Source organism: Pseudomonas sp. SW-3 (genome assembly GCF_016615645.1).
Classification (GTDB): Bacteria; Pseudomonadota; Gammaproteobacteria; order Pseudomonadales; family Pseudomonadaceae; genus Aquipseudomonas; species Aquipseudomonas mandelii.
In genome coordinates this window covers 218930-238066 of the sequence record NZ_CP067098.1, presented here as the reverse complement: position 1 = coordinate 238066, position 19137 = coordinate 218930, and the positions used below count along the sequence as shown (strand labels likewise).

The window sequence follows — 19137 nt, the reverse complement described above, 5'->3', positions numbered from 1 at the left end:
TTCCGAGAACATCGATCACGCCTGAGCGGCACGCACCTCCTGCGCCTCTGCTGTTTCCTCGCGCACAAACCGGTTCGCCCGCCCAAACGTCCCGAAATCATTGAACCGCACGCCCATCTCGCGCATCACCTTGTGCGCCACCGGCACGGTCATCTGGCGGATGTAAAACGGTTCCTTCACCACGAAGTGATGAATCCCGTGGCTGCTGCCGAAGTTGAAGCAGAACGCTTGCATCGGCCACATCCACCAAGGGTTCAGCACCTGGGTTTGCTGAATCACATTCCCCGGCTCCACGTCCCCGTAGTAATGCATGTTGGAGCTGACAAAATGCAGGCAAAACGTGCGCAACACGTTCGGGCCGATGATCACCACCGCCGCGATGTCGATGACTGTCATCACCGACAGCGTGGTCGCCGACCATTCGATGGGTGACCCCATCAGGTAGGCAATGCCATTCGCCCCATGGAAACCGAGGAACATGTACCAGGCGCCCCAATGCACCAGCGCCAGCGGCGCGTAGACCTTCAACGTGCGTTTGATGATGCTGAATTTATGCGCCCAGGTCCTGGCGCGCAGCATGCGAATGAACGCCGACATCACGTTGTCGCCGACCATCAAAAGCCGCGCGATTCCCCAAGGCTCGCCGTTGGTGATCGCGCGCTCTTCCATGTCGGCTTCCGTACCGGACACCTTGTGGTGATTGAGGTGCAGATGCCGGCGAATCCATGGATTGATCGTGCTCGGGCGCGCCAGCCACACCAGGCCCATCATCAGGTTGTGCGGCACGCGCTGCTTGCGGAAGTACATGCTATGAATCAGGTCGTGTTCCAGCTCGTGAGTCAACGAGGCGAAAAACGCGTTGAGCAACAGGCACGCCCACCAGGCCAGGTGCCCGGTCAGGTAGAGCGCCGCTGAACCGATCATTCCGGCCAGCGCGAAGGCCAGAATGCCCGCGCCCAAGGCGTCCTGATGGTTGAGAATCGGGTAGCGTTTGCGCAGTTCGACCCCTCTGGCCAGCACCACTTCGCGAATATGCGCTGATCGTTGGGCTGCATTCAGTCGCTGGGGACTTGCAGAAGTACCGTCCATGCTTCCATCCTCTGGTTATTGATGTTCGCATCCTGCCTTGTGAACCCTCACACCGTGGTAGCCGTGAACGCCAACCTGTTGACCGGAAGCGCCAATCAGCATGACTGAACCGACCTCCCTCGCCAGCTGGACCCGCGCCCTGCGCAAGCAACTCGATGCGCTGGGCCTCGACAGCACCGCTCTGTGCCAGCAGGCGGGGCTCGACCCGCAGTTGATGGACGACCCGAACGCCCGTTACCCGTTGTCGGGCACCACGCGCCTGTGGGAAATCGCGGTGCAGGTCAGCGGCGACCCGGCGATTGGCTTGCGGGTGTCGCGCTTTGTCAGCCCGACCACGTTCCATGCGCTCGGTTATGCGCTGGTGGCCAGCGGCAGTCTGCGCGAAGTGTTCGAGCGCATCGTGCGTTATCACCAGGTGGTCAGCGATGCGCTGGAACTGGAACTGACCCGCGCTGAAGATCGCTACCGCTTCCGTCTGAAAATTCCGCAAGGCAATCCCGCACCGGCGCTGGAGGCCATCGACGCGTTTGCCGCGATTTACGTGCGCACCTGCCGCAATCGCCTGGGCCGCGAATATGCCCCGCTGGCGGTGTATCTGCGCCGCCCGGAACCGGCCGACCCGCATCAATGGCACAAAGTCTTTCGTTCGCCGGTGCACTTCGCCGCCGACGAGGACCGACTGGAATTTGCCCTCGTGGACTTCGACAGTCACCTGGACGATGCCAATCCGGAACTGGCTGAACACAACGAAGCAGTGCTCAAGCGTACTTTGGCGCAACTCAAGCCGCTGACGTGGGAACGCAAGGTCCGCGATGCCATTGAAGAACAATTGCCCGAAGGCGAACCAAGCGCCGAACACATCGCCAAGGCCCTGCACCTGAGCTTGCGCAGCCTGCAACGGCATCTGGCGGACGAAGGTTGTCGATTCGACGCGTTGCTCAATGAAAGCCGCGAAAACCTTGCGCTGCTGCACCTGCGTGACCCGCAATGCTCGTTGAGTGAAGTCAGTTATATGCTGGGGTTCGCCGATACCAGCAGCTTCAGCCGCGCGTTCAAGCGCTGGACCGGGATGACACCGGGGCAGTTTCGGGATGGGTTGCGGTGACTGATCTGGGAGCCGGGTCGGATTGACCCGCCTCTTCGACGGAACCTCTCAGCTTTTGACCAGACTTCGCGCAACACCTGATCTCCACTGATCCATCATCGCTTCGCCAACCTCGGCAAAACCGCTGTTAGCCCGAATGTAGAGTGCCATCTCACCCATCGCCACATCCATCCCATGAGCGACCTGTTGCAGCAGTTCATTACAACGCCCTTCCGTCAGGTTGCAGGCCGAACGACCAAACCGCATCAGCATCTTGTACTTGGGCCAAGCCTTTGATCCGCCCAACAGCAACGCCATGCTGTCGGACTTGATGTAGACCGATGTCGTGACGATGTCGTAGGCCGGAGCAAGGCTGATCTGCGCATCGGCGGCGCAATGCTCGTACAGCACTCCGAAGTTTTTAAGGTGAGCGTCGCCATTTTTCACTCCAGAGGAGAGCGCGACGATTTTGAAAAAAGATTCAAGCGCCTGGTTGAGCAATGGCGGGGAGACGAATTCTTTGATTTGCTTCGCAGCACCTTCATACGAGCCATCGTATTTGGCCTTCGACGGCCAGGCATTGAGGACACAAAAATCCTCGAACCCCAGATAACCTTTGTCATTCAGATCGAAACGTTCAACGACCAGAAATTTGCCTTGCTCGCTGAGTTCAAATGTCGGCACTTCAAGTCCGCAATGCAGCGCAGCCCGCATGCAAAAGTATTCGTTGGCCGCGAGTTCGGGGTATTCCTCTGGACGAAAGGATTTGACCAGGTGCGTCGCGCCTCGATGGGTCAGCCGGTCGACCGTTGTTGCACTGTCCCGGACCAGCACTTTCGGCTGTACACCCGAAACGCCCGAGTACTGGCCATAGGTGTGTAACAGATCATCGAACAAGCCCTGCGCGCCGTCATGCACCAGAAGATCCGCGAGGCTGGTTTCCGGGGGGCGTTCACTCGAATCTTGCGCGTTTGCAATGCCCACACGTCCAAGCTGATACGGGCCGACAATCGCCAGCATCGCGAAATCATCAAACCCGCGGACCGCTTTGCTGAAACGGCGAACCAATTCATCGCGTAGAGCACCCTCGGGCAGGTTCATTTCGAAAATGGGCGGTACACCTTGTTCCCACGTATAACTCTCAAGACGAGTCGGCATGGTCAGCGAGACTGCATTTTCCTCCTGCGCGTTTTCGGCGTAGGTAAAGACTGAATCGCCACGGGACTGACCACGACCGAGCGTGCCGACGGCCGTTGCGGACACACTGATGTGCAGCCTGTCCTTTCCCTGTGGCTCACCCATGGAAGTTAGCCTTTTTCAGAGCGTCCAGCGTTGGGCGCTTCGACTGACGAGGCACAGCGGTGAGCTCGTATCCGAAGCCGTTGAGGATCGCCTCAACCTTGCGCAGACCGATTTCGGAGATTGTATTGTTCTCGATGCCTGAAATCGTGGAACGGCTCATGCCGTACTGTTTTGCCAGTGCATCCTGAGAAAGCTTTCGCTCTTTGCGTAGAGAGCGGATAAGTTCACCGAGATTTTCCATTGCTCAACCTGCATCGTATATCGTGCAATTTTCCACAAACTGTGGATCTGCATTGTATTTAGTGCAGTTTGGCACCTAAGTCCAGCTCATTTTTTAGCCTGAGGCCGCGAACCTAGCGCCCCCGATCCCGCCGCAACAACTTGCGCACCCGCGTCACCAGTTCGCTCACGGCAAACGGCTTGAGCAGGTAATCATCTTCATGCAGCTCCAGACCGCGCAGGCGATCTTCGATGCCGTCCTTGGTGGTCAGCAACAGCACCGGCGTGTCGCCGAGCTTGCGGATCTGTTGCAGCAACTGCCAGCCGTTGAGCCCCGGCAGCATCACGTCGAGGATGATCAGATCGTATTCGCCGGACTCGATAAAGCGACGCCCGTCCATACCGTTGAGCGCCACATCGACTGAATAACTCGCCTCGTTCAGGCCGTTGGCCAAGCGTTTGGCGATCTCCGGTTCGTCTTCTACTAGCAGCACACGCATGGCACACCTCGATTGTCGTCATCACAGGCTAGGCGCCTTCGCGGGCAAAGCCCATCAAAAACGCTGAGTTTCAGAAAATCGCCAATGCCCGCAAGCCCTCGGCGTTGAGGATTTCGATCTCGCCATACTTCAAATTCAGAATGCCCTGCCCCTGCAAGTCCTTGAGGATCTGGTTGGTGGTCTGGCGCGACAGCGACAGCATTGACGCCAGTTGCTCCTGCGGCAGTTGCAGCACTCGGCGCGGCGGATCGTATTCGCCGTAGCCCTCGGCGATCATCAGCAGGCGGTGAGCCAGGCGTGCCGGGGCGGGCATCAGGCTCAGCTGTTCGAGGTTGATGAAGGTCAGGCGCAGTTTGTGGCTCATCAGCAATGCCAGCTGCCGCCAATACACCGGTTGTTCGTCGAGCAACGCCAGCAATGCCGCCTGCGGGAGGTGCAACAGGGTGCACTGGCCAACGCCGAACGCATCGTGGGTGCGTGGCTGGCCGTCGAACAGGCAGATTTCGCCGAACCAATGGGGCGACTCCACCAGGCTCAGCAGCGCTTCCTTGCCCTGCTCGCTGACCGCGCCGATGCGTACCGCGCCTTCGATCACCGCATACAACCCGCACGGCGGGTCACCGCGTTTGAACAACAGCTGCCCGGTCGACAACCGTCGCACCCGGGCCGCAGCCAGCAGACTATCCTGTAAGGGAACCGGTAAATGACTGAACCACTGCCCCGACTCCAGGCGCGAACGCCAAACCTGCATGCTCATGAAAACTCCTGGAGATTGTCGCCTGCCTGACAGAGCGAAAGGTGAACCCGAGGCATGATCAATCACCCTACAGGAGGAATAACAATGAAAAGCCTCGTTGACCATCTCAGTCAATACGCCGCTTACCACCGTGACCCGCGCAATATCGCCAGCCACTTTATCGGGATTCCGCTGATTGTGGTGGCGGTGGCGGTGCTGCTGTCGCGGCCGCAATGGGTTGGAGGCTGGGTGTCGCCGGCGGTGCTGCTGGCACTGGCCTCGGCATGGTTTTACCTGCGCCTGGAGGTACGGCTCGGGGTGTTGATGACGGTGCTGCTGGGGCTGTGCGTCTGGGCGGGTCAGGTTCTCGCGCAGCAAAGTACGCTGGTGTGGCTCTCGAGCGGGATCGGGATGTTTGTGGTGGGCTGGGCGATTCAGTTTGTCGGTCATCACTATGAAGGACGCAAACCGGCGTTTGTCGATGATGTGACGGGGTTGATTGTCGGGCCACTGTTTGTGGTGGTTGAACTGGCGTTTTTGCTAGGGATGCGGCGGGATTTGAAAGAGCAGATCGAGGCGCGGGTGGGTGGGGTGCGGGTCAATCCGAAGCGCGCTGCTGCGTAGATTGCTTTCGCGGGCAAGCCTCGCTCCTAAAGGGGATCTATGTACGCCATAGATCCCCTGTAGGAGCGAGGCTTGCCCGCGAAGCTTTTGCCTTAGATGTTGGCGAGTTTCTGCCAGACCTTGGGCTTGAAGAACAGCGTATCGCCCTTCGCCAGGTCGATCAGGCTGTCGTGATCCTTCACCACTTCAGCTTCGATCAACTCGCTCTGGCCTTCGACCTTCAACGTCACCCGAGTGGTCGCGCCCAGCGGACGGATATCCCGCACTTGCGCCGCGTGATGGTCTTCCAGCTCATGCCGCGACAGCGACACTTCATGCGGGCGGAACAGCACATGGTTGTCTTCGCCCAGATGCAGGCGGTTCGAATCACCGAGGAAGTGATAAACGAAATCGCTGGCCGGGTTTTCGTAGACGTCGCCCGGTGAGCCGATCTGTTCGATCACGCCTTTGTTCATCACCACGATACGGTCGGCGACTTCCATGGCCTCTTCTTGGTCGTGGGTCACGAACACCGAGGTCAGGTTGATGTCTTCGTGCAGCCGTGCGAGCCAGCGACGCAGCTCCTTGCGGACCTTGGCGTCGAGCGCCCCGAACGGTTCATCGAGCAGCAGGACTTTCGGCTCCACCGCCAAGGCACGGGCCAACGCGATACGCTGACGCTGGCCGCCGGAGAGTTGCTCCGGGTAGCGATCCGACAGCCAATCCAGTTGCACCATGTTCAGCAGTTCATGAACCTTCACCGCGATTTGGCTTTCGCTTGGGCGCTGGTTTTTCGGTTTCATGCGCAGGCCGAACGCGACGTTGTCGAACACCGTCATGTGACGGAACAGCGCGTAGTGCTGGAACACGAAACCGACATTGCGATCACGCACGTCGTGGCCGGAGACGTCTTCACCGTGGAACACGATGTTGCCCTGATCCGGGGTTTCCAGGCCGGCGATGATCCGCAGCAGCGTGGTCTTGCCGCAACCCGAAGGGCCGAGCAGGGCCACGAGTTCGCCGCTTTGGATGTCCAGGCTGATGTTGTCCAGCGCCTTGAACGCATTGAAATTCTTGCTGACGTTACGCACTTCGATCGACATGACTTATTCCTCCGCGGCGCTGGCGCGCAGGCGGTTAATACGGTTTTCGCTCCACTGCTTGAGCAGCAGGATGCAGAGCGCCAGGATCAGCAACAGGCTCGCCACAGCGAACGCGGCCACGTGGTTGTATTCGTTGTAGAGGATCTCGACGTGCAGCGGCAAGGTGTTGGTCACCCCGCGAATGTGCCCGGAAACCACCGACACCGCACCGAATTCACCCATGGCCCGCGCGGTACACAACACCACGCCGTAGATCAGGCCCCATTTGATATTGGGAACGGTGACGTGCCAGAACATCTGCCAGCCATTGGCCCCGAGCAAGCGCGCAGCCTCTTCTTCCTGGGTGCCTTGTTCCTGCATCAGCGGGATCAGTTCACGCGCCACGAACGGCACGGTGACGAAAATCGTCGCCAGCACGATGCCCGGCAAGGCGAAGACGATCTGGATGTCGTGATCCTGCAACCACGGCCCGAACAGGCCCTGGGCGCCAAACATCAGCACGTAGACCAGACCGGCGATAACCGGCGATACCGAGAACGGCAGGTCGATCAGCGTGACCAGCATACTTTTGCCACGGAACGAGTATTTGCTCACGCACCATGCAGCGCTGACACCGAACACCAGGTTCAGCGGCACTGATATCAGCACGGCGATCACCGTGAGTTTCAGGGCCGACAACGCGTCGGGTTCGAAGATCGCGGTGAAGAACGCACCGATTCCGAGCTTCAGGCCCTGAGACACCACGATCACCAGCGGCAGCAACAGGAACAGGACGAACACCAGCCAGCCAAGGCCGATCAGGATTCGCCGCGACGAAGCACTGCCACGGCGGGCGGCGTTCGAGGAAGCAGCAGCAATAGACGATTGGGACATTTCTGCGCCTCCTTATGGGGTTTCGATGCGCCGCTGCAGCAAGTTGATCAGCAGCAACAGGACGAAGGAAACCACCAGCATCAGTACACCAATGGACGTGGCGCCGGTGTAATCGTACTGGTCGAGTTTGACCATGATCAGCAGCGGCAGGATCTCGGTTTTCATCGGCATATTGCCGGCGATGAAAATCACCGAACCGTACTCGCCGACCCCGCGGGCAAAGGCCAACGCGAAACCGGTCAGCCAGGCTGGCAGCAGCGCGGGCACCAGAATATGGCGGAAAACCTGTAGCGGTTTTGCACCCAGGCACGCCGCCGCTTCTTCCACTTCTCGCGGGATATCAGCCAATACTGGCTGTACGGTACGTACTACGAATGGAAGTGTCACAAAAGTGAGGGCGAGGGTGATGCCGAGGGGGGTATACGCGATCTTGAAACCCAGGTCCGCTGCAAACTGACCCACCCAACCATTGGGCGCGTATAGCGCAGTCAGCGCGATACCGGCCACGGCGGTGGGCAAAGCGAAGGGTAAGTCGATCATCGCATCGATGACTTTGCGTCCTGGGAAGGTATAGCGCACCAGCACCCAGGCCAGCAGCGTGCCGATGATGCCGTTGATGATCGCGGCATAGAGCGCGGTGCCGAAGCTCAGCTTCAACGCCGCCAGCACCCGTGGCGCCGAGATAATCGCCCAGAACTGATCCCAGGTGAGTTGAGCGGCATGCACGAACATCGCCGCCAGTGGAATGAGCACAATCAGGCTGAGGTACACCAAGGTGTAGCCCAGCGTCAGCCCGAAGCCGGGTATGACGGGGGAGATACGACGCGACATAAAAGTCCTTGGTTGAGAACGCGCAAAGCCCCGAACTTAAATCCGGGGCTCGTTGATGGCTATTTAAAACTACTGCGCCTGGTAGATCTGGTCGAACACACCGCCATCATTGAAAAATTTCGGCTGAGCGCTTTTCCAGCCGCCGAAATCCTTGTCGATGGTCACCAGGTCCAGGGTCGGGAACTGCTTGCTGTACTTGGCGGCCACATCCTTGTCACGTGGACGATAGAAGTTTTTCGCCGCAATTTCCTGGCCGGCGGGGCTGTACAGGTGCTTGAGGTACGCCTCGGCGATCTCGGCGTTGCCTTTTTTCTCGGCGTTCTTGTCGACCACAGCCACCGGCGGTTCGGCGAGGATCGACAGCGAAGGCACAACGATTTCGAACTTGTCCGCGCCGCCGTCTTCTTTCAAAGCCAGGAACGCTTCGTTTTCCCAGGCCAGCAACACATCACCCTGACCGTTGTTGACGAAGGTAATGGTCGAACCGCGAGCGCCCGTGTCCAGGACCGGCACATGCTTGAACAGGGTCTGCACGTATTCCTTGGCCTTGGCTTCGTCACCACCGTTGGCTTTCAGGCCGTAGGCCCAGGCCGCGAGGAAGTTCCAGCGCGCACCGCCGGAGGTTTTCGGATTAGGAGTGATGACCGACACGTCGTTTTTGACCAGGTCGCCCCAGTCCTTGATGCCTTTAGGGTTGCCCTTGCGTACCAGGAACACGATGGTCGAGGTGTAAGGCGTGCTCGCCTCGGGAAGACGCTTCTGCCAGTCGGCCGGCAGGGTCTTGCCGAGTTTTGCGATTTCGTCGATGTCACCGGCCAGGGCCAGGGTCACCACGTCGGCGCGCAGGCCATCGATCACGGCACGGCCTTGTTTGCCGGAACCACCGTGGGACTGCTGGATTTTCACGTTATCGCCAGCGTGGTCCTTCTTCCAGAAGTTGACGAACTCGGCGTTGTAATCCTGATACAGCTCCCGAGTCGGGTCATACGACACGTTGAGCAACTCGTAATCCTTGGCAACCGCAGAACCAGCAAAAAGTGCACTGGCCAGGGCGGCCAAAGCGAAATGACGAATCGACGACATGGTGAAAGCTCCTGGAATTCTTGGATGTGTTGGCTTTTTTTATGGAGTGCTGGAAGCGCGGGCTGCCGGTTTTTTTCAGCTCGGTTTGTTGCTCGGGCTTTGCAGACGGAATTTTTCTTTGCGTTCGATCTGGACCACCTGGGCGTTGTGCACGGTGATCTCGACTGCGCCAAAACGCAGGTCGCGCAGTGCGCTCTGGATCTCACGCAAGATGGTGGCTTCGTCTTGACCCTCAACGCTACGTAGGGATGCGCTCATGGTGCTGCTCCTTCAACTGAGAGATTGCCTGGCAGTGGCGGCACTGCTTGCGGCGTGAGAGCAATACTAGAGACGCGTAGATATTCTTAAAAAGACTATTTAAGAATGTTTATATAACCAGAAAGCAGATCGCTTCGGCGCTATGCGCGAAGAGGGGAAGTATCCGGTGACGCTTTGCGTCACGGATTAAGGGGGACCTTGCGCTTAGCGAATTTCCGGCGCATGCGCCCAATCGAGCTGCTCGGCCGGAACCGGTCGCCCAAACCAGTAGCCCTGGCCCAGATCGCAATCGTGTTCGAGCAGGAAACGCGCCTGCTCGACCTGCTCGATCCCTTCGGCGTGCACCTGCATCCCCATGCTTTGCGCCAGCGCGATAATCACCCGCACGATCGCCACGTCGTCCTCATCCCACGGCAATCCTGCGACGAAGCCCTGATCGATCTTGAGCTTCTGCACCGGCAAACGCTTGAGCCGCAGCAGCGACGAATAGCCGGTGCCGAAATCATCGATGGCCAGCCGCACACCCAACTCGCGCAGTCGATGCATCTGCTCCAAGGCCACTTCCGGGTCTTCCATGACCGCGCTCTCGGTGACTTCCAGTTCCAGAAACGCTGGGTCGAGCCCGGTTTCGTGAAGTACTTTCGCCACTTGCTGAAAGAGCTCACGGCGAGCGAACAGTCGAGACGAGACGTTTACCGCGATAAACGACAACGCCACACCGGCCTGCTGCCACGAGCACATTTGCTGACAAGCCTGGCGCATCACCCACGCATCGATCTCCGCGATCAACCCGGTGCGTTCGGCGATGGGAATGAATTCTGCCGGCGGCACCAGCCCCCGTTGCGGATGCTCCCAGCGCACCAGCGCCTCGGCGCCCACCAGGCGACGGGTCCTGAGGTCGTGAACCGGCTGGTAATAAACGCGCAGCTCCTGGTGCTCCAGCGCTCGGCGCAATTCAACAGCCGTCTCGACCCGATTCTGGGCATGGGCGGTCAGCTCTTCGGTGTACAAGGCGTAGCCATCGCGACCGGCGCTTTTGGCCTTGAACAGCGCCGAGTCAGCGTTACGCAATAATTGTTCGGCGCTCAAGGCATCGCCGGGGAACAGACTGATACCGATGCTGGTATTGATGAACAGTTGATGCCCGCCGATCTGGAACGGCTCTTTGAGAGCATCAATGATCCGTTGCGCGAGCGCCGCCGCCTGCATCAACTGCGGACAGCTTTCGGCGAGCACCGCGAACTCATCGCCACCGAGCCGCGCCAGCGTGAGCTCAGGCCCGAGCATGGCCTGCAATCGCTCGGCCACGGCCTTGAGCAGTTCGTCACCGATGGTGTGCCCAAGGCTGTCGTTGATCATTTTGAAATGATCCAGGTCGATCATCAGTAATGCACAGCCACGCTTGTGCAGTTGCGCTGACGTCAGCGCCTGCTCGGTACGGTCGGTGAACAGCAAACGGTTAGGTAGATCCGTCAGCGGATCGTGATGAGCCAGATGCTTGAGCTCATGTTCGGAATTCTTGATTGCGCTAATGTCGGAAAACACCGCGACGTAATGGCTGAGCTGGCCCTGATCGTCGCGAATGACGCGGATCGTCTGCCATTGCGGGTAGATCTCACCGCTTTTGCGGCGGTTCCAGATCTCCCCGCTCCACTCGCCGAGGCTCTTGAGTGTCACGAACATCGTCTGGTAAAAATCCGCGGGGTGATGGCCCGACTTGAACAGGCTCGGTCGCTGACCCAGCACTTCCGCCTGCGAGTAGCCGGTGATTTCCATGAACGCCCGGTTAACGTGGACGATCAGCCCATTGCTATCGGTGACCAGCACACCTTCACGTGTGCAATCGAACACCGCGGCCGCCTGGCGCAAACGCTCGCGCTCTTCATGACGCTCACTCAATGTGTTGCCGATCCCCAGGCAACGGAGCAATCGCGCTCTGGCAACGAAGATCAGGCCGGTGCTCAGCAGGATCCAGGCATAACCGTTGATCAGTTGCCAACGTACCAGCTCGTCGGAGCCATCGAAGAAACTGTTCAATAAATAGCCGCTGAGCTGCAACCAGACGATGGAAATCAATAGATAGAGCAGCGCTGCTCGCGACGCGTCGCGATAGGTGGCAGACATTAGCCGTCCTTGTCCCTGCGAAAAGGATGGGATTATAGGTTAAAGAAACATCCAGCCACTCTTATCTGAAAGGGTGACTGGTTTTATCTGTGGGCTTAGTGATAATGCAACGGCTGTTTTTTTCTTTATCGAGGGCCCTATAGCCTATGTGGTACGAAGGTTTTCTCGGCTTGTCGCCTTGGTCACTGGTGGCAGTCACCCTGCTGATGACCCACGTGACGATCGTCGGCGTCACGGTCTATCTGCACCGTTATTCAGCCCATCGCTCGCTTGAGCTCAATGCTGGCCTGAAACATTTCTTCCGTTTCTGGCTGTGGCTGACCACGGCGCAGAACACCCGCGAGTGGACCGCTATCCACCGCAAGCATCACGCCAAATGCGAAACCGTCGATGACCCGCACAGCCCGGTCATCAAGGGCCTGTCCACCGTTCTGCGCAAAGGTGCCGAGCTGTACCGCGCCGAAGCGGAGAACCCGGAGACCCTGCGCATCTACGGCAAGAACTGCCCTGAAGACTGGATCGAGCGCAACCTCTACAGCCGTTTCCCGCTGCTGGGTGTGGCGATCATGGGCGTCATCGACCTGCTGCTGTTTGGCACCATCGGCATCACCATCTGGGCGATCCAGATGATGTGGATCCCGGTGTGGGCCGCCGGCGTGGTCAATGGCCTGGGCCATGCCATCGGCTACCGCAACTTCGAATGCCGCGACGCGGCGACCAACCTGGTGCCTTGGGGCATCCTGATCGGCGGCGAAGAACTGCACAATAACCATCACACCTACCCTAACTCGGCAAAACTGTCGGTGAAGAAGTGGGAGTTCGACCTCGGTTGGGCCTGGATCCAGGTCTTCAGTTTCTTCCGCCTGGCCAAGGTCCAGCGGGTTGCACCGATCGCCCACCGCGTCGAAGGCAAAGGCAGCCTGGACATGGACACCGCCATGGCGATCCTCAACAACCGCTTCCAGATCATGGCCCAATACCGCAAATTGGTCATCGCGCCGCTGGTCAAGCAAGAGCTGGAAAAGGTCGATCACTCGGTCCGTCACCAGTTCCACCGGGCCAAGCGTCTGCTTTCGCGGGAAACCAGTCTGCTGGACGATAAGCACCACCTGCGCATCCAGACCATGCTCGAGCACAGCCAGGCGCTGAAGGTAATTTACGAGAAACGCCTGGCCTTGCAGCAGATCTGGGTCAAGACCAGCTCAAATGGTCACGACATGCTGGCTGCCATCAAGGATTGGGTACACGAAGCGGAAGCCAGCGGGATTCAATCCCTGCGCGACTTCGCCGACCAGCTGAAAACCTACTCCCTGCGCCCTGCCGCTGTCTGACCCTGCCGAAGCTCTTCCCTGTGGCGAGGGGGCTTGCCCCCGTGCGGCGACGACGTCGCCGCACAATCTGACGACGCGTTTTAACTGAAAAAACGCGCCTCAGATACCGCCCGGCGGGAGCAAGCCTCCTCGCCACGTAGTGCGGGAACCAATCTCCAAATCCCCTATCTCAAAGACACTTCGCCATACCCCGGCGGGCTTCGTTGTTGCTGCTTTCGAACCTCAAGCGGCGCACGCCCTTTGAGAGTTGTCCCAATGGTCCCAAAAAACCTGCAAGACGCACCCTTCGCTCAATCGCCCGACACTGCTCAAACCCTGATGGCGCTAATGCACGCCCAGAGCGAAGTCGCGCGCCTGAGCGAACGCGAACAGCTGTTCAGCTCCCTGCTGGTGAGCGTCAACGCTGTGCTTTGGGCCTTCAACTGGGAAACCCGTCAGGTGCTCTACGTCAGTCCGGCGTATGAACGGATTTTTGGCCGATCGGCTGGCAGCTTGCTGTCCGACTACAACGAATGGCGCGACAGCATTTACCCCGATGACCTCGACTACGCCGAGCGCAGCCTCGCCGAAGTGCTGGTCAAAGGCGCCGTTGAAGACCGCGAATACCGCATCATCGCCGCCGACGGCCAGGTGCGCTGGCTCAGCGACAAATGCTTCATCAACCGCCAGGCCGAGCCGGGCCAACCGGTGATCATCGTCGGCATTGCTGAAGACATCACCGAAAAGAAACGGATGGAAGCCGAGTTGCAGCGCCTGGCGACCACCGATGTGCTGACGCAAAGCAGCAATCGCCGACACTTCTTCGAGTGCGCCCAACGCGAGTTTGCTCAGGCGCGCAAGCAAGGCGCACCGATGGCGTTCCTGTTGCTGGACATCGATGACTTCAAAGGGGTCAACGACACTTACGGTCATCAAGCGGGCGACAACGTACTGCAACGAATCGCCGAGAGCGGTCGAGCCGCATTACGCCGGGGAGATGTATTCGGGCGGATCGGAGGTGAGGAATTCGCAGCGGTGTTTCCCGGCTGTGCACCCGACATGGCCATGCAAGTCGCCGAGCGCCTGCAATGGCAGATTCAGCAACTGAGCTTCAGCCATGATGACCAGACGTTCGGCATCACCGTCAGCCAGGGGTTGACCAGCCTGACGCCGGAGGACGATTCCCTCGACAGCGTATTCGCCCGCGCGGATGCCGCCATGTATGAAGCCAAGCGCCAGGGGAAAAACCGCATCATTTCCGGGTGACACCCATCCAAAATCCAACACAACTCCTGTGGGAGCGAGCAGGCTCGCTCCCACAGGAGTTGTGTGAAGTTTACTTTTTTCGCAGCCGCATCAGCTCCGGCAAGCCGATCTTGAGCAACCGCGCAGTCCGGCACTTCGCCAAGGCCTCAATGCCCTCATGCTCGGTCAGGCGCGCCAGTTGCGCGGCCATGTTCATCACCAACGCTTCACGAGAATAAACGCCGCCACCGAGCTGATAGGTCGCAGCAATCAACTCTCGCAACTCCAGCGGCAGCCGCCAGCGAGTTCGCAGCGACGAACCGTAGGCTGCGCCGAACTTGGCCAAGGCATTGCCGACCTCCTCCCGTTCATCCAGCTCGCCACCGGCCTGCTTCCATTCCTGCAAACACCTCAGCAACGCAAGGTCGCCGAGGCAATGCAGAATGCCTGCGCAATAACAACGTTCTTGATCCAGATCCAGCAACCGCGCCAGCGTGCGGGCGTATTCGGCAGTGTGCAGGGACAAGTCCCAGAAGCGCTCGGCATAGTCCGCCAGGAACGGATCGCTGAGCCGGGCACTGTGCTTGAGTGCCAACCCGAGGATCAGGTTCATGCTTTGCGCGGAGCCCAAGCGGTGCAGCGCCTGAGACAAGGTCTGGACCGCATCGCCAACGTGCAGCGCCGCGCTGTTAGCCGCCGCGATCAGAACGGCGGTGATGTGCGGGTCGGTGCGGATTTCCTCTTCCAGCCGCACCAGGTCAAGACCGCGGGTGTTCAGGCTGGCGTTGACCGCCATCTGCACATCGGCCATCAATGGCGCACCCTCCGCCAGTTCGCGACGGCGCTGCAGATACACCGACAAGGTCATGCCGGCCGCCAGTGTCGGCATTTCACAGAAAACCTCTTCACCGGCGTTCAGCAGCAGATCCTGCAGACGCTGGGTCAGGCTTTCCATGTTCAGGGGCTTGGTCAGGTACGCCGTAGGCGCCAGGGGCAAGGCTTCGCGCACACTGGCGCTGTCGTTGCGGCTGCTCATCAGGATGAAAGGCAGTGGCGGATTGCGTTTGCGCTGACGGACGTTGCGCAAGACATTCAGACCGTCGACGCCGGGCAGCTCCCCGTCGACGATCACCAGGTCATACGGATTTTCCGCCAACAGCCGCAACGCTTCCTGACCATCGGCACACAGATCCAGCCGTGCGTCACAGCGCACGCTCAACAGCACTTGTTTGATCAGGTCACGAGACCAAGGGTCAGCCTCGGCAACCAACACACGCGGTACAGCCGGTAAAACCACAGCGGTCATCTGCACGCTCCCTTTGCGATGCTTGTACCTTAGTCAATGCTGATCATGGACGGTGCAGTTTGTCCCGGGGACAAAAAAACCCGCCGAAGCGGGTTTTTTGTCGATCAGCTCACACATTCATATGAACATTTTAGATCAGAGTTCCGAGAAGCACTCTTCGATAATTGCCAGACCTTTGTCCAATTGCTCATCCGGCGCGGTCAGCGGAACCAGGACGCGCAGAACGTTGCCGTAAGTGCCGCAGGACAGCAGGATCAGCCCTTTGTCGCGAGCCTTGGCCACCACCGATGCCACCGCGGCAGCGTTCGGCTTGTGGCTGTCACCGTCGACAAACAGCTCGACCGCGATCATCGCGCCCAGGGCACGGACTTCGCCGATGACCGGGTATTTGGCCTGGATGGCTTTCAGGCCAGTGACCAGACGCTCGCCGACTGCCTTGCAGCGATCCAGCAGGTGCTCTTCTTCGAACACTTCCATCACGGCCAGGGCCGCAGCGCAAGCAATCGGGCTACCGGCGTAAGTACCGCCCAGGCCGCCTGGAGCAATGGCGTCCATGTATTCGGCCTTGCCGCACACACCGGCCAACGGGAAGCCGCCAGCGATGGATTTGGCGAAAGTGGTCAGGTCGGCGCAAACGCCCATCTGTTCCATGGCGAAGAACGTGCCGGTACGGCCAGCGCCGGTTTGCACTTCATCAGCGATCAGCAGGATGCCGTGCTGGTCGCACAGGGCACGCAGACGCTTCATGAACTCTTTAGGCGCGACGTAGAAACCGCCTTCGCCCTGAACCGGCTCAATGATGATGGCAGCGATGTCACGCGGCTCGGCGTCATTCTTGAAGATGCGTTCGATGCTGGCGATCGAGTCGTCGACGCTCACACCGTGCAGTTCGTTCGGGTACAGCGCGCGGAAGATGCCGCCTGGCATCAGGCCCATGCCGGCCGAGTAAGGCACGACTTTACCGGTCAGGCCCAGGGTCATCATGGTGCGACCGTGGTAAGCGCCGGTGAACGCGATCACGCCGGCACGGCCAGTGGCGGCACGGGCGATCTTCACGGCGTTTTCAACGGCTTCGGAACCGGTGGTGACCAGCAGGGTTTTCTTGGCGAAATCACCTGGCACCTTGGCGTTGATTTTTTCGCACAGCTCTACGTACGGTTCGTAGGCCAGCACCTGGAAGCAGGTGTGGGTCAGCTTGTTCAGCTGCTCGGTCACCGCGGCGATGATTTTCGGGTGCACGTGACCGGTGTTCAGCACGGCGATACCGCCGGCGAAGTCGATGAACTCGCGACCTTCAACGTCGGTCACGGTGGCGTTCTTCGCGTGGTCGGCGAAGATCGGGTGAATCTGGCCAACACCGCGCGGTACAGCGGCTTCGCGGCGTTTCATCAGGGATGCGTTAGTCTTGCTCATAAAGTCCTCATTCACCGCTCATCGGGCGGCGTGGTTCAAGGAAAATGCGGCGGGGAGGCAACTACGGCAGCATGCGATGATCGACTGCCACAGCTTTCCCGGCCACAGAGAAAATTCCGTTTGAAGCGCAGAAAGGGACAGCGCTCTCGTGCCCTTTCCGCTTGTTGCATTCCCGTCTGCCGAGCTTAGATGCCCAGGCAGAGGTATTTGATTTCCAGGTAATCTTCGATGCCGTACTTGGAGCCTTCACGGCCCAGGCCCGACGCCTTGATGCCGCCAAACGGCGCGACTTCGTTGGAGATCAACCCGGTGTTGACGCCGACCATGCCGTATTCCAGGGCTTCGGCCACACGGAACACACGACCCAGGTCGCGAGCATAGAAATACGAGGCCAGGCCGAACTCGGTGTCGTTGGACATCGCGATCACTTCGGCTTCGTCTTTAAAGCGGAACAGTGGCGCCAATGGACCGAAGGTTTCTTCCTTGGCCACGGCAGCGTTTTTCGGCACGTTGGTCAGGATAGTCGGCTCGAAGAAGTTGCCTTCCATGACCTTGCCACCCGCCAGAACGGTTGCGCCTTTGCTGATTGCGTCAGCAATGTGCTCTTGAACCTTGGCCACGGCTTTTTCGTCGATCAGCGGGCCAGTGGTGGTGCCTTCTTCCAGACCGTTGCCGATCTTGAGTTTGGCCACGGCCACTTTCAGCTTCTCGGCAAACGCGTCGTAGACCGAATCCTGAATGTACAGACGGTTGGCGCAGACGCAGGTCTGGCCGTTGTTGCGGTACTTGGAAATGATCGCGCCTTCGACGGCCTTATCCAGGTCCGCGTCGTCGAACACGATGAACGGCGCGTTGCCGCCCAATTCCAGGGACACTTTCTTGATGTCCTTGGCGCATTCAGCCATCAACTGACGACCGATTTCGGTCGAGCCAGTGAAGGACAATTTACGCACGATCGGGTTGCTGGTCAGCTCGCTGCCGATGTCGCCGGCACTGCCGGTGACCACGCTGAACACACCGGCAGGGATGCCGGCACGCTGGGCCAGTTCAGCCAACGCGAATGCGGAGAATGGAGTTTGCGAAGCAGGCTTGAGCACCATGGTGCAACCGGCGGCCAGGGCCGGGCCGGCTTTACGGGTGATCATCGCGGCCGGGAAGTTCCACGGGGTGATGGCTGCGGTCACGCCGATCGGCTGCTTGATCACGATCAGGCGCTTGTCTGGCTGGTGGCCCGGAATCACGTCACCGTAGATGCGCTTGGCTTCTTCGGCGAACCACTCGATAAAGGAAGCGGCGTAAACGATTTCGCCCTTGGCTTCAGCCAATGGCTTGCCCTGTTCCAGGGTCATCAGTCGAGCCAGGTCGTCCTGGTTTTCGATGATCAGTTCGAACCAGCGACGCAGCTTGTTCGCGCGGTCCTTGGCGGTCAGTGCACGCCAGGCCGGCAGCGCCTTGTCAGCGGCTTCGATCGCACGGCGGGTTTCGGCAGCGCCCATTTTCGGCACAGTGCCCAGAATTTCGCCCGTTGCCGGGTTGTTGACCTTGATCGTCAGACCATTGTCCGCATCAACCCAAGCGCCATCGATAAAGGCTTGCTGGCGGAACAACTGGGTATCTTTAAGCTGCATGTCGGCTTTCCTTAACAGCACCGCGACCAGCGCGGAGCGAATTATGATTGTAGAAAGGCGCCTTGTAGGCTGCCGTCAGGGAAATCATTCACCGGGCTGAAGCACATAAATAGCGCACTGTTCGAAACTCGTGCGGTTCAGCACCCAGACAAGAGCGTTTGAAATCTCAAACGAATCCTAGGATCAAAGGGGGTAAAGGACAATAGTCTGTTCGAAAAAAAGAACGAAAACGCCGCATTTGCCTACTTTTTCTGATCAACGTAGCAAACGGTTGTTACGCTTGCGAAAACCGCAGTCGATTCAGCAGCATGGACGCCCGCAGTGCATATGAGTATCATGGCGCCCGCTTGCACCAGTAGCTCAGCTGGATAGAGTACTGCCCTCCGAAGGCAGGGGTCGTGGGTTCGAATCCCGCCTGGTGCACCATCTT

18 protein-coding genes and 1 tRNA gene are annotated in these 19137 nt (G+C 59.3%); 5 read left to right on the top strand and 14 right to left on the bottom strand.

What is annotated here, in order from left to right:
* Positions 1-15: 15 nt before the first annotated feature.
* Positions 16-1089, bottom strand: a complete 1074-nt coding sequence (locus JIO00_RS01040) for a fatty acid desaturase (RefSeq protein WP_200667449.1) — start codon at positions 1087-1089, stop codon at positions 16-18.
* A gap of 100 nt (positions 1090-1189) precedes the next feature.
* Between JIO00_RS01040 and JIO00_RS01035 the strand changes: the two genes are divergently transcribed.
* Positions 1190-2194 (top strand): AraC family transcriptional regulator, encoded by a 1005-nt coding sequence (locus JIO00_RS01035; RefSeq protein ID WP_010464838.1) that lies wholly within the window; start codon positions 1190-1192, stop codon positions 2192-2194.
* A 48-nt stretch (positions 2195-2242) separates the two neighbouring features.
* On the opposite strand, the gene JIO00_RS01030 is transcribed toward JIO00_RS01035, so the two are convergent.
* The 4 genes from JIO00_RS01030 to JIO00_RS01015 all read right to left on the bottom strand — a co-directional run bounded on the left by JIO00_RS01030 (position 2243) and on the right by JIO00_RS01015 (position 4951).
* Positions 2243-3475 carry a type II toxin-antitoxin system HipA family toxin gene (locus JIO00_RS01030; RefSeq protein ID WP_200667448.1) on the bottom strand — a complete coding sequence of 411 codons (1233 nt, stop codon included), beginning with the start codon at positions 3473-3475 and terminating at the stop codon, positions 2243-2245.
* Positions 3468-3716: a helix-turn-helix domain-containing protein gene (locus JIO00_RS01025; RefSeq protein ID WP_200667447.1), complete on the bottom strand. Its 249-nt coding sequence runs from the start codon at positions 3714-3716 to the stop codon at positions 3468-3470. Before JIO00_RS01025 ends, JIO00_RS01030 begins: the two co-directional genes overlap by 8 nt.
* Positions 3717-3828: 112 nt before the next feature.
* Positions 3829-4194, bottom strand: a complete 366-nt coding sequence (locus tag JIO00_RS01020; RefSeq protein WP_200667446.1) for a response regulator — start codon at positions 4192-4194, stop codon at positions 3829-3831.
* A 70-nt stretch (positions 4195-4264) separates the two neighbouring features.
* The gene (locus tag JIO00_RS01015) at positions 4265-4951 is read right to left on the bottom strand and encodes a Crp/Fnr family transcriptional regulator (RefSeq protein ID WP_200667445.1); all 687 of its coding nucleotides are present in this window, start codon (positions 4949-4951) and stop codon (positions 4265-4267) included.
* A gap of 84 nt (positions 4952-5035) precedes the next feature.
* On the opposite strand from JIO00_RS01015, the gene JIO00_RS01010 reads away from it, so the two are divergent.
* Complete coding sequence (locus JIO00_RS01010; RefSeq protein WP_010464844.1) at positions 5036-5554, top strand: Mpo1 family 2-hydroxy fatty acid dioxygenase; 519 nt, start codon at positions 5036-5038, stop codon at positions 5552-5554.
* Positions 5555-5646: 92 nt separating this feature from the next.
* Here the strand turns inward: JIO00_RS01010 and JIO00_RS01005 are convergent, their stop codons facing one another.
* The 6 genes from JIO00_RS01005 to dibA all read right to left on the bottom strand — a co-directional run bounded on the left by JIO00_RS01005 (position 5647) and on the right by dibA (position 11805).
* Complete coding sequence (locus JIO00_RS01005) at positions 5647-6636, bottom strand: sulfate/molybdate ABC transporter ATP-binding protein (RefSeq protein ID WP_010464846.1); 990 nt, start codon at positions 6634-6636, stop codon at positions 5647-5649.
* A gap of 3 nt (positions 6637-6639) precedes the next feature.
* A complete protein-coding gene (gene cysW, locus JIO00_RS01000; protein WP_010464848.1) occupies positions 6640-7509 on the bottom strand; it encodes a sulfate ABC transporter permease subunit CysW in 870 nt (289 codons plus the stop codon).
* A gap of 12 nt (positions 7510-7521) precedes the next feature.
* Positions 7522-8340 (bottom strand): sulfate ABC transporter permease subunit CysT, encoded by an 819-nt coding sequence (gene cysT, locus JIO00_RS00995; protein ID WP_007899634.1) that lies wholly within the window; start codon positions 8338-8340, stop codon positions 7522-7524.
* A gap of 69 nt (positions 8341-8409) precedes the next feature.
* Positions 8410-9423, bottom strand: a complete 1014-nt coding sequence (locus JIO00_RS00990) for a sulfate ABC transporter substrate-binding protein (protein WP_200667443.1) — start codon at positions 9421-9423, stop codon at positions 8410-8412.
* Between the two features lie 75 nt (positions 9424-9498).
* Positions 9499-9681, bottom strand: coding sequence for a sulfur starvation response protein OscA (oscA, locus tag JIO00_RS00985; RefSeq protein ID WP_010464855.1), 183 nt, complete (start codon positions 9679-9681; stop codon positions 9499-9501).
* A gap of 204 nt (positions 9682-9885) precedes the next feature.
* A complete protein-coding gene (gene dibA / locus JIO00_RS00980; RefSeq protein WP_077747477.1) occupies positions 9886-11805 on the bottom strand; it encodes a phosphodiesterase DibA in 1920 nt (639 codons plus the stop codon).
* Positions 11806-11951: 146 nt separating this feature from the next.
* Between dibA and desA the strand changes: the two genes are divergently transcribed.
* Positions 11952-13136 carry a delta-9 fatty acid desaturase DesA gene (desA, locus tag JIO00_RS00975; protein ID WP_169857468.1) on the top strand — a complete coding sequence of 395 codons (1185 nt, stop codon included), beginning with the start codon at positions 11952-11954 and terminating at the stop codon, positions 13134-13136.
* Positions 13137-13391: 255 nt separating this feature from the next.
* Positions 13392-14381 (top strand): GGDEF domain-containing protein, encoded by a 990-nt coding sequence (locus JIO00_RS00970; RefSeq protein ID WP_102595053.1) that lies wholly within the window; start codon positions 13392-13394, stop codon positions 14379-14381.
* A gap of 70 nt (positions 14382-14451) precedes the next feature.
* Here JIO00_RS00970 and JIO00_RS00965 read toward each other — a convergent pair whose 3' ends face one another.
* The 3 genes from JIO00_RS00965 to gabD all read right to left on the bottom strand — a co-directional run bounded on the left by JIO00_RS00965 (position 14452) and on the right by gabD (position 18707).
* The gene (locus tag JIO00_RS00965) at positions 14452-15666 is read right to left on the bottom strand and encodes a response regulator (protein WP_200667441.1); all 1215 of its coding nucleotides are present in this window, start codon (positions 15664-15666) and stop codon (positions 14452-14454) included.
* A 135-nt stretch (positions 15667-15801) separates the two neighbouring features.
* Positions 15802-17079, bottom strand: coding sequence for a 4-aminobutyrate--2-oxoglutarate transaminase (gene gabT / locus JIO00_RS00960; RefSeq protein ID WP_010464866.1), 1278 nt, complete (start codon positions 17077-17079; stop codon positions 15802-15804).
* Positions 17080-17264: 185 nt separating this feature from the next.
* Complete coding sequence (gene gabD, locus JIO00_RS00955; protein ID WP_010464868.1) at positions 17265-18707, bottom strand: NADP-dependent succinate-semialdehyde dehydrogenase; 1443 nt, start codon at positions 18705-18707, stop codon at positions 17265-17267.
* 349 nt (positions 18708-19056) lie between these two features.
* Here gabD and JIO00_RS00950 point away from each other — a divergent pair.
* A tRNA-Arg gene (locus tag JIO00_RS00950) sits at positions 19057-19133 on the top strand.
* Positions 19134-19137 lie beyond the last annotated feature (4 nt).

Excerpts from the sequence above, each read along its gene's own strand:
- JIO00_RS01040 (WP_200667449.1), bottom strand. The coding sequence starts at position 1,089 with ATGGACGGTACTTCTGCAAGTCCCCAGCGACTGAATGCAGCCCAACGA.
- JIO00_RS01035 (WP_010464838.1), top strand. The coding sequence starts at position 1,190 with ATGACTGAACCGACCTCCCTCGCCAGCTGGACCCGCGCCCTGCGCAAG.
- JIO00_RS01030 (WP_200667448.1), bottom strand. The coding sequence starts at position 3,475 with ATGGGTGAGCCACAGGGAAAGGACAGGCTGCACATCAGTGTGTCCGCA.
- JIO00_RS01025 (WP_200667447.1), bottom strand. The coding sequence starts at position 3,716 with ATGGAAAATCTCGGTGAACTTATCCGCTCTCTACGCAAAGAGCGAAAG.
- JIO00_RS01020 (WP_200667446.1), bottom strand. The coding sequence starts at position 4,194 with ATGCGTGTGCTGCTAGTAGAAGACGAACCGGAGATCGCCAAACGCTTG.
- JIO00_RS01015 (WP_200667445.1), bottom strand. The coding sequence starts at position 4,951 with ATGAGCATGCAGGTTTGGCGTTCGCGCCTGGAGTCGGGGCAGTGGTTC.
- JIO00_RS01010 (WP_010464844.1), top strand. The coding sequence starts at position 5,036 with ATGAAAAGCCTCGTTGACCATCTCAGTCAATACGCCGCTTACCACCGT.
- JIO00_RS01005 (WP_010464846.1), bottom strand. The coding sequence starts at position 6,636 with ATGTCGATCGAAGTGCGTAACGTCAGCAAGAATTTCAATGCGTTCAAG.
- cysW (WP_010464848.1), bottom strand. The coding sequence starts at position 7,509 with ATGTCCCAATCGTCTATTGCTGCTGCTTCCTCGAACGCCGCCCGCCGT.
- cysT (WP_007899634.1), bottom strand. The coding sequence starts at position 8,340 with ATGTCGCGTCGTATCTCCCCCGTCATACCCGGCTTCGGGCTGACGCTG.
- JIO00_RS00990 (WP_200667443.1), bottom strand. The coding sequence starts at position 9,423 with ATGTCGTCGATTCGTCATTTCGCTTTGGCCGCCCTGGCCAGTGCACTT.
- oscA (WP_010464855.1), bottom strand. The coding sequence starts at position 9,681 with ATGAGCGCATCCCTACGTAGCGTTGAGGGTCAAGACGAAGCCACCATC.
- dibA (WP_077747477.1), bottom strand. The coding sequence starts at position 11,805 with ATGTCTGCCACCTATCGCGACGCGTCGCGAGCAGCGCTGCTCTATCTA.
- desA (WP_169857468.1), top strand. The coding sequence starts at position 11,952 with ATGTGGTACGAAGGTTTTCTCGGCTTGTCGCCTTGGTCACTGGTGGCA.
- JIO00_RS00970 (WP_102595053.1), top strand. The coding sequence starts at position 13,392 with ATGGTCCCAAAAAACCTGCAAGACGCACCCTTCGCTCAATCGCCCGAC.
- JIO00_RS00965 (WP_200667441.1), bottom strand. The coding sequence starts at position 15,666 with ATGACCGCTGTGGTTTTACCGGCTGTACCGCGTGTGTTGGTTGCCGAG.
- gabT (WP_010464866.1), bottom strand. The coding sequence starts at position 17,079 with ATGAGCAAGACTAACGCATCCCTGATGAAACGCCGCGAAGCCGCTGTA.
- gabD (WP_010464868.1), bottom strand. The coding sequence starts at position 18,707 with ATGCAGCTTAAAGATACCCAGTTGTTCCGCCAGCAAGCCTTTATCGAT.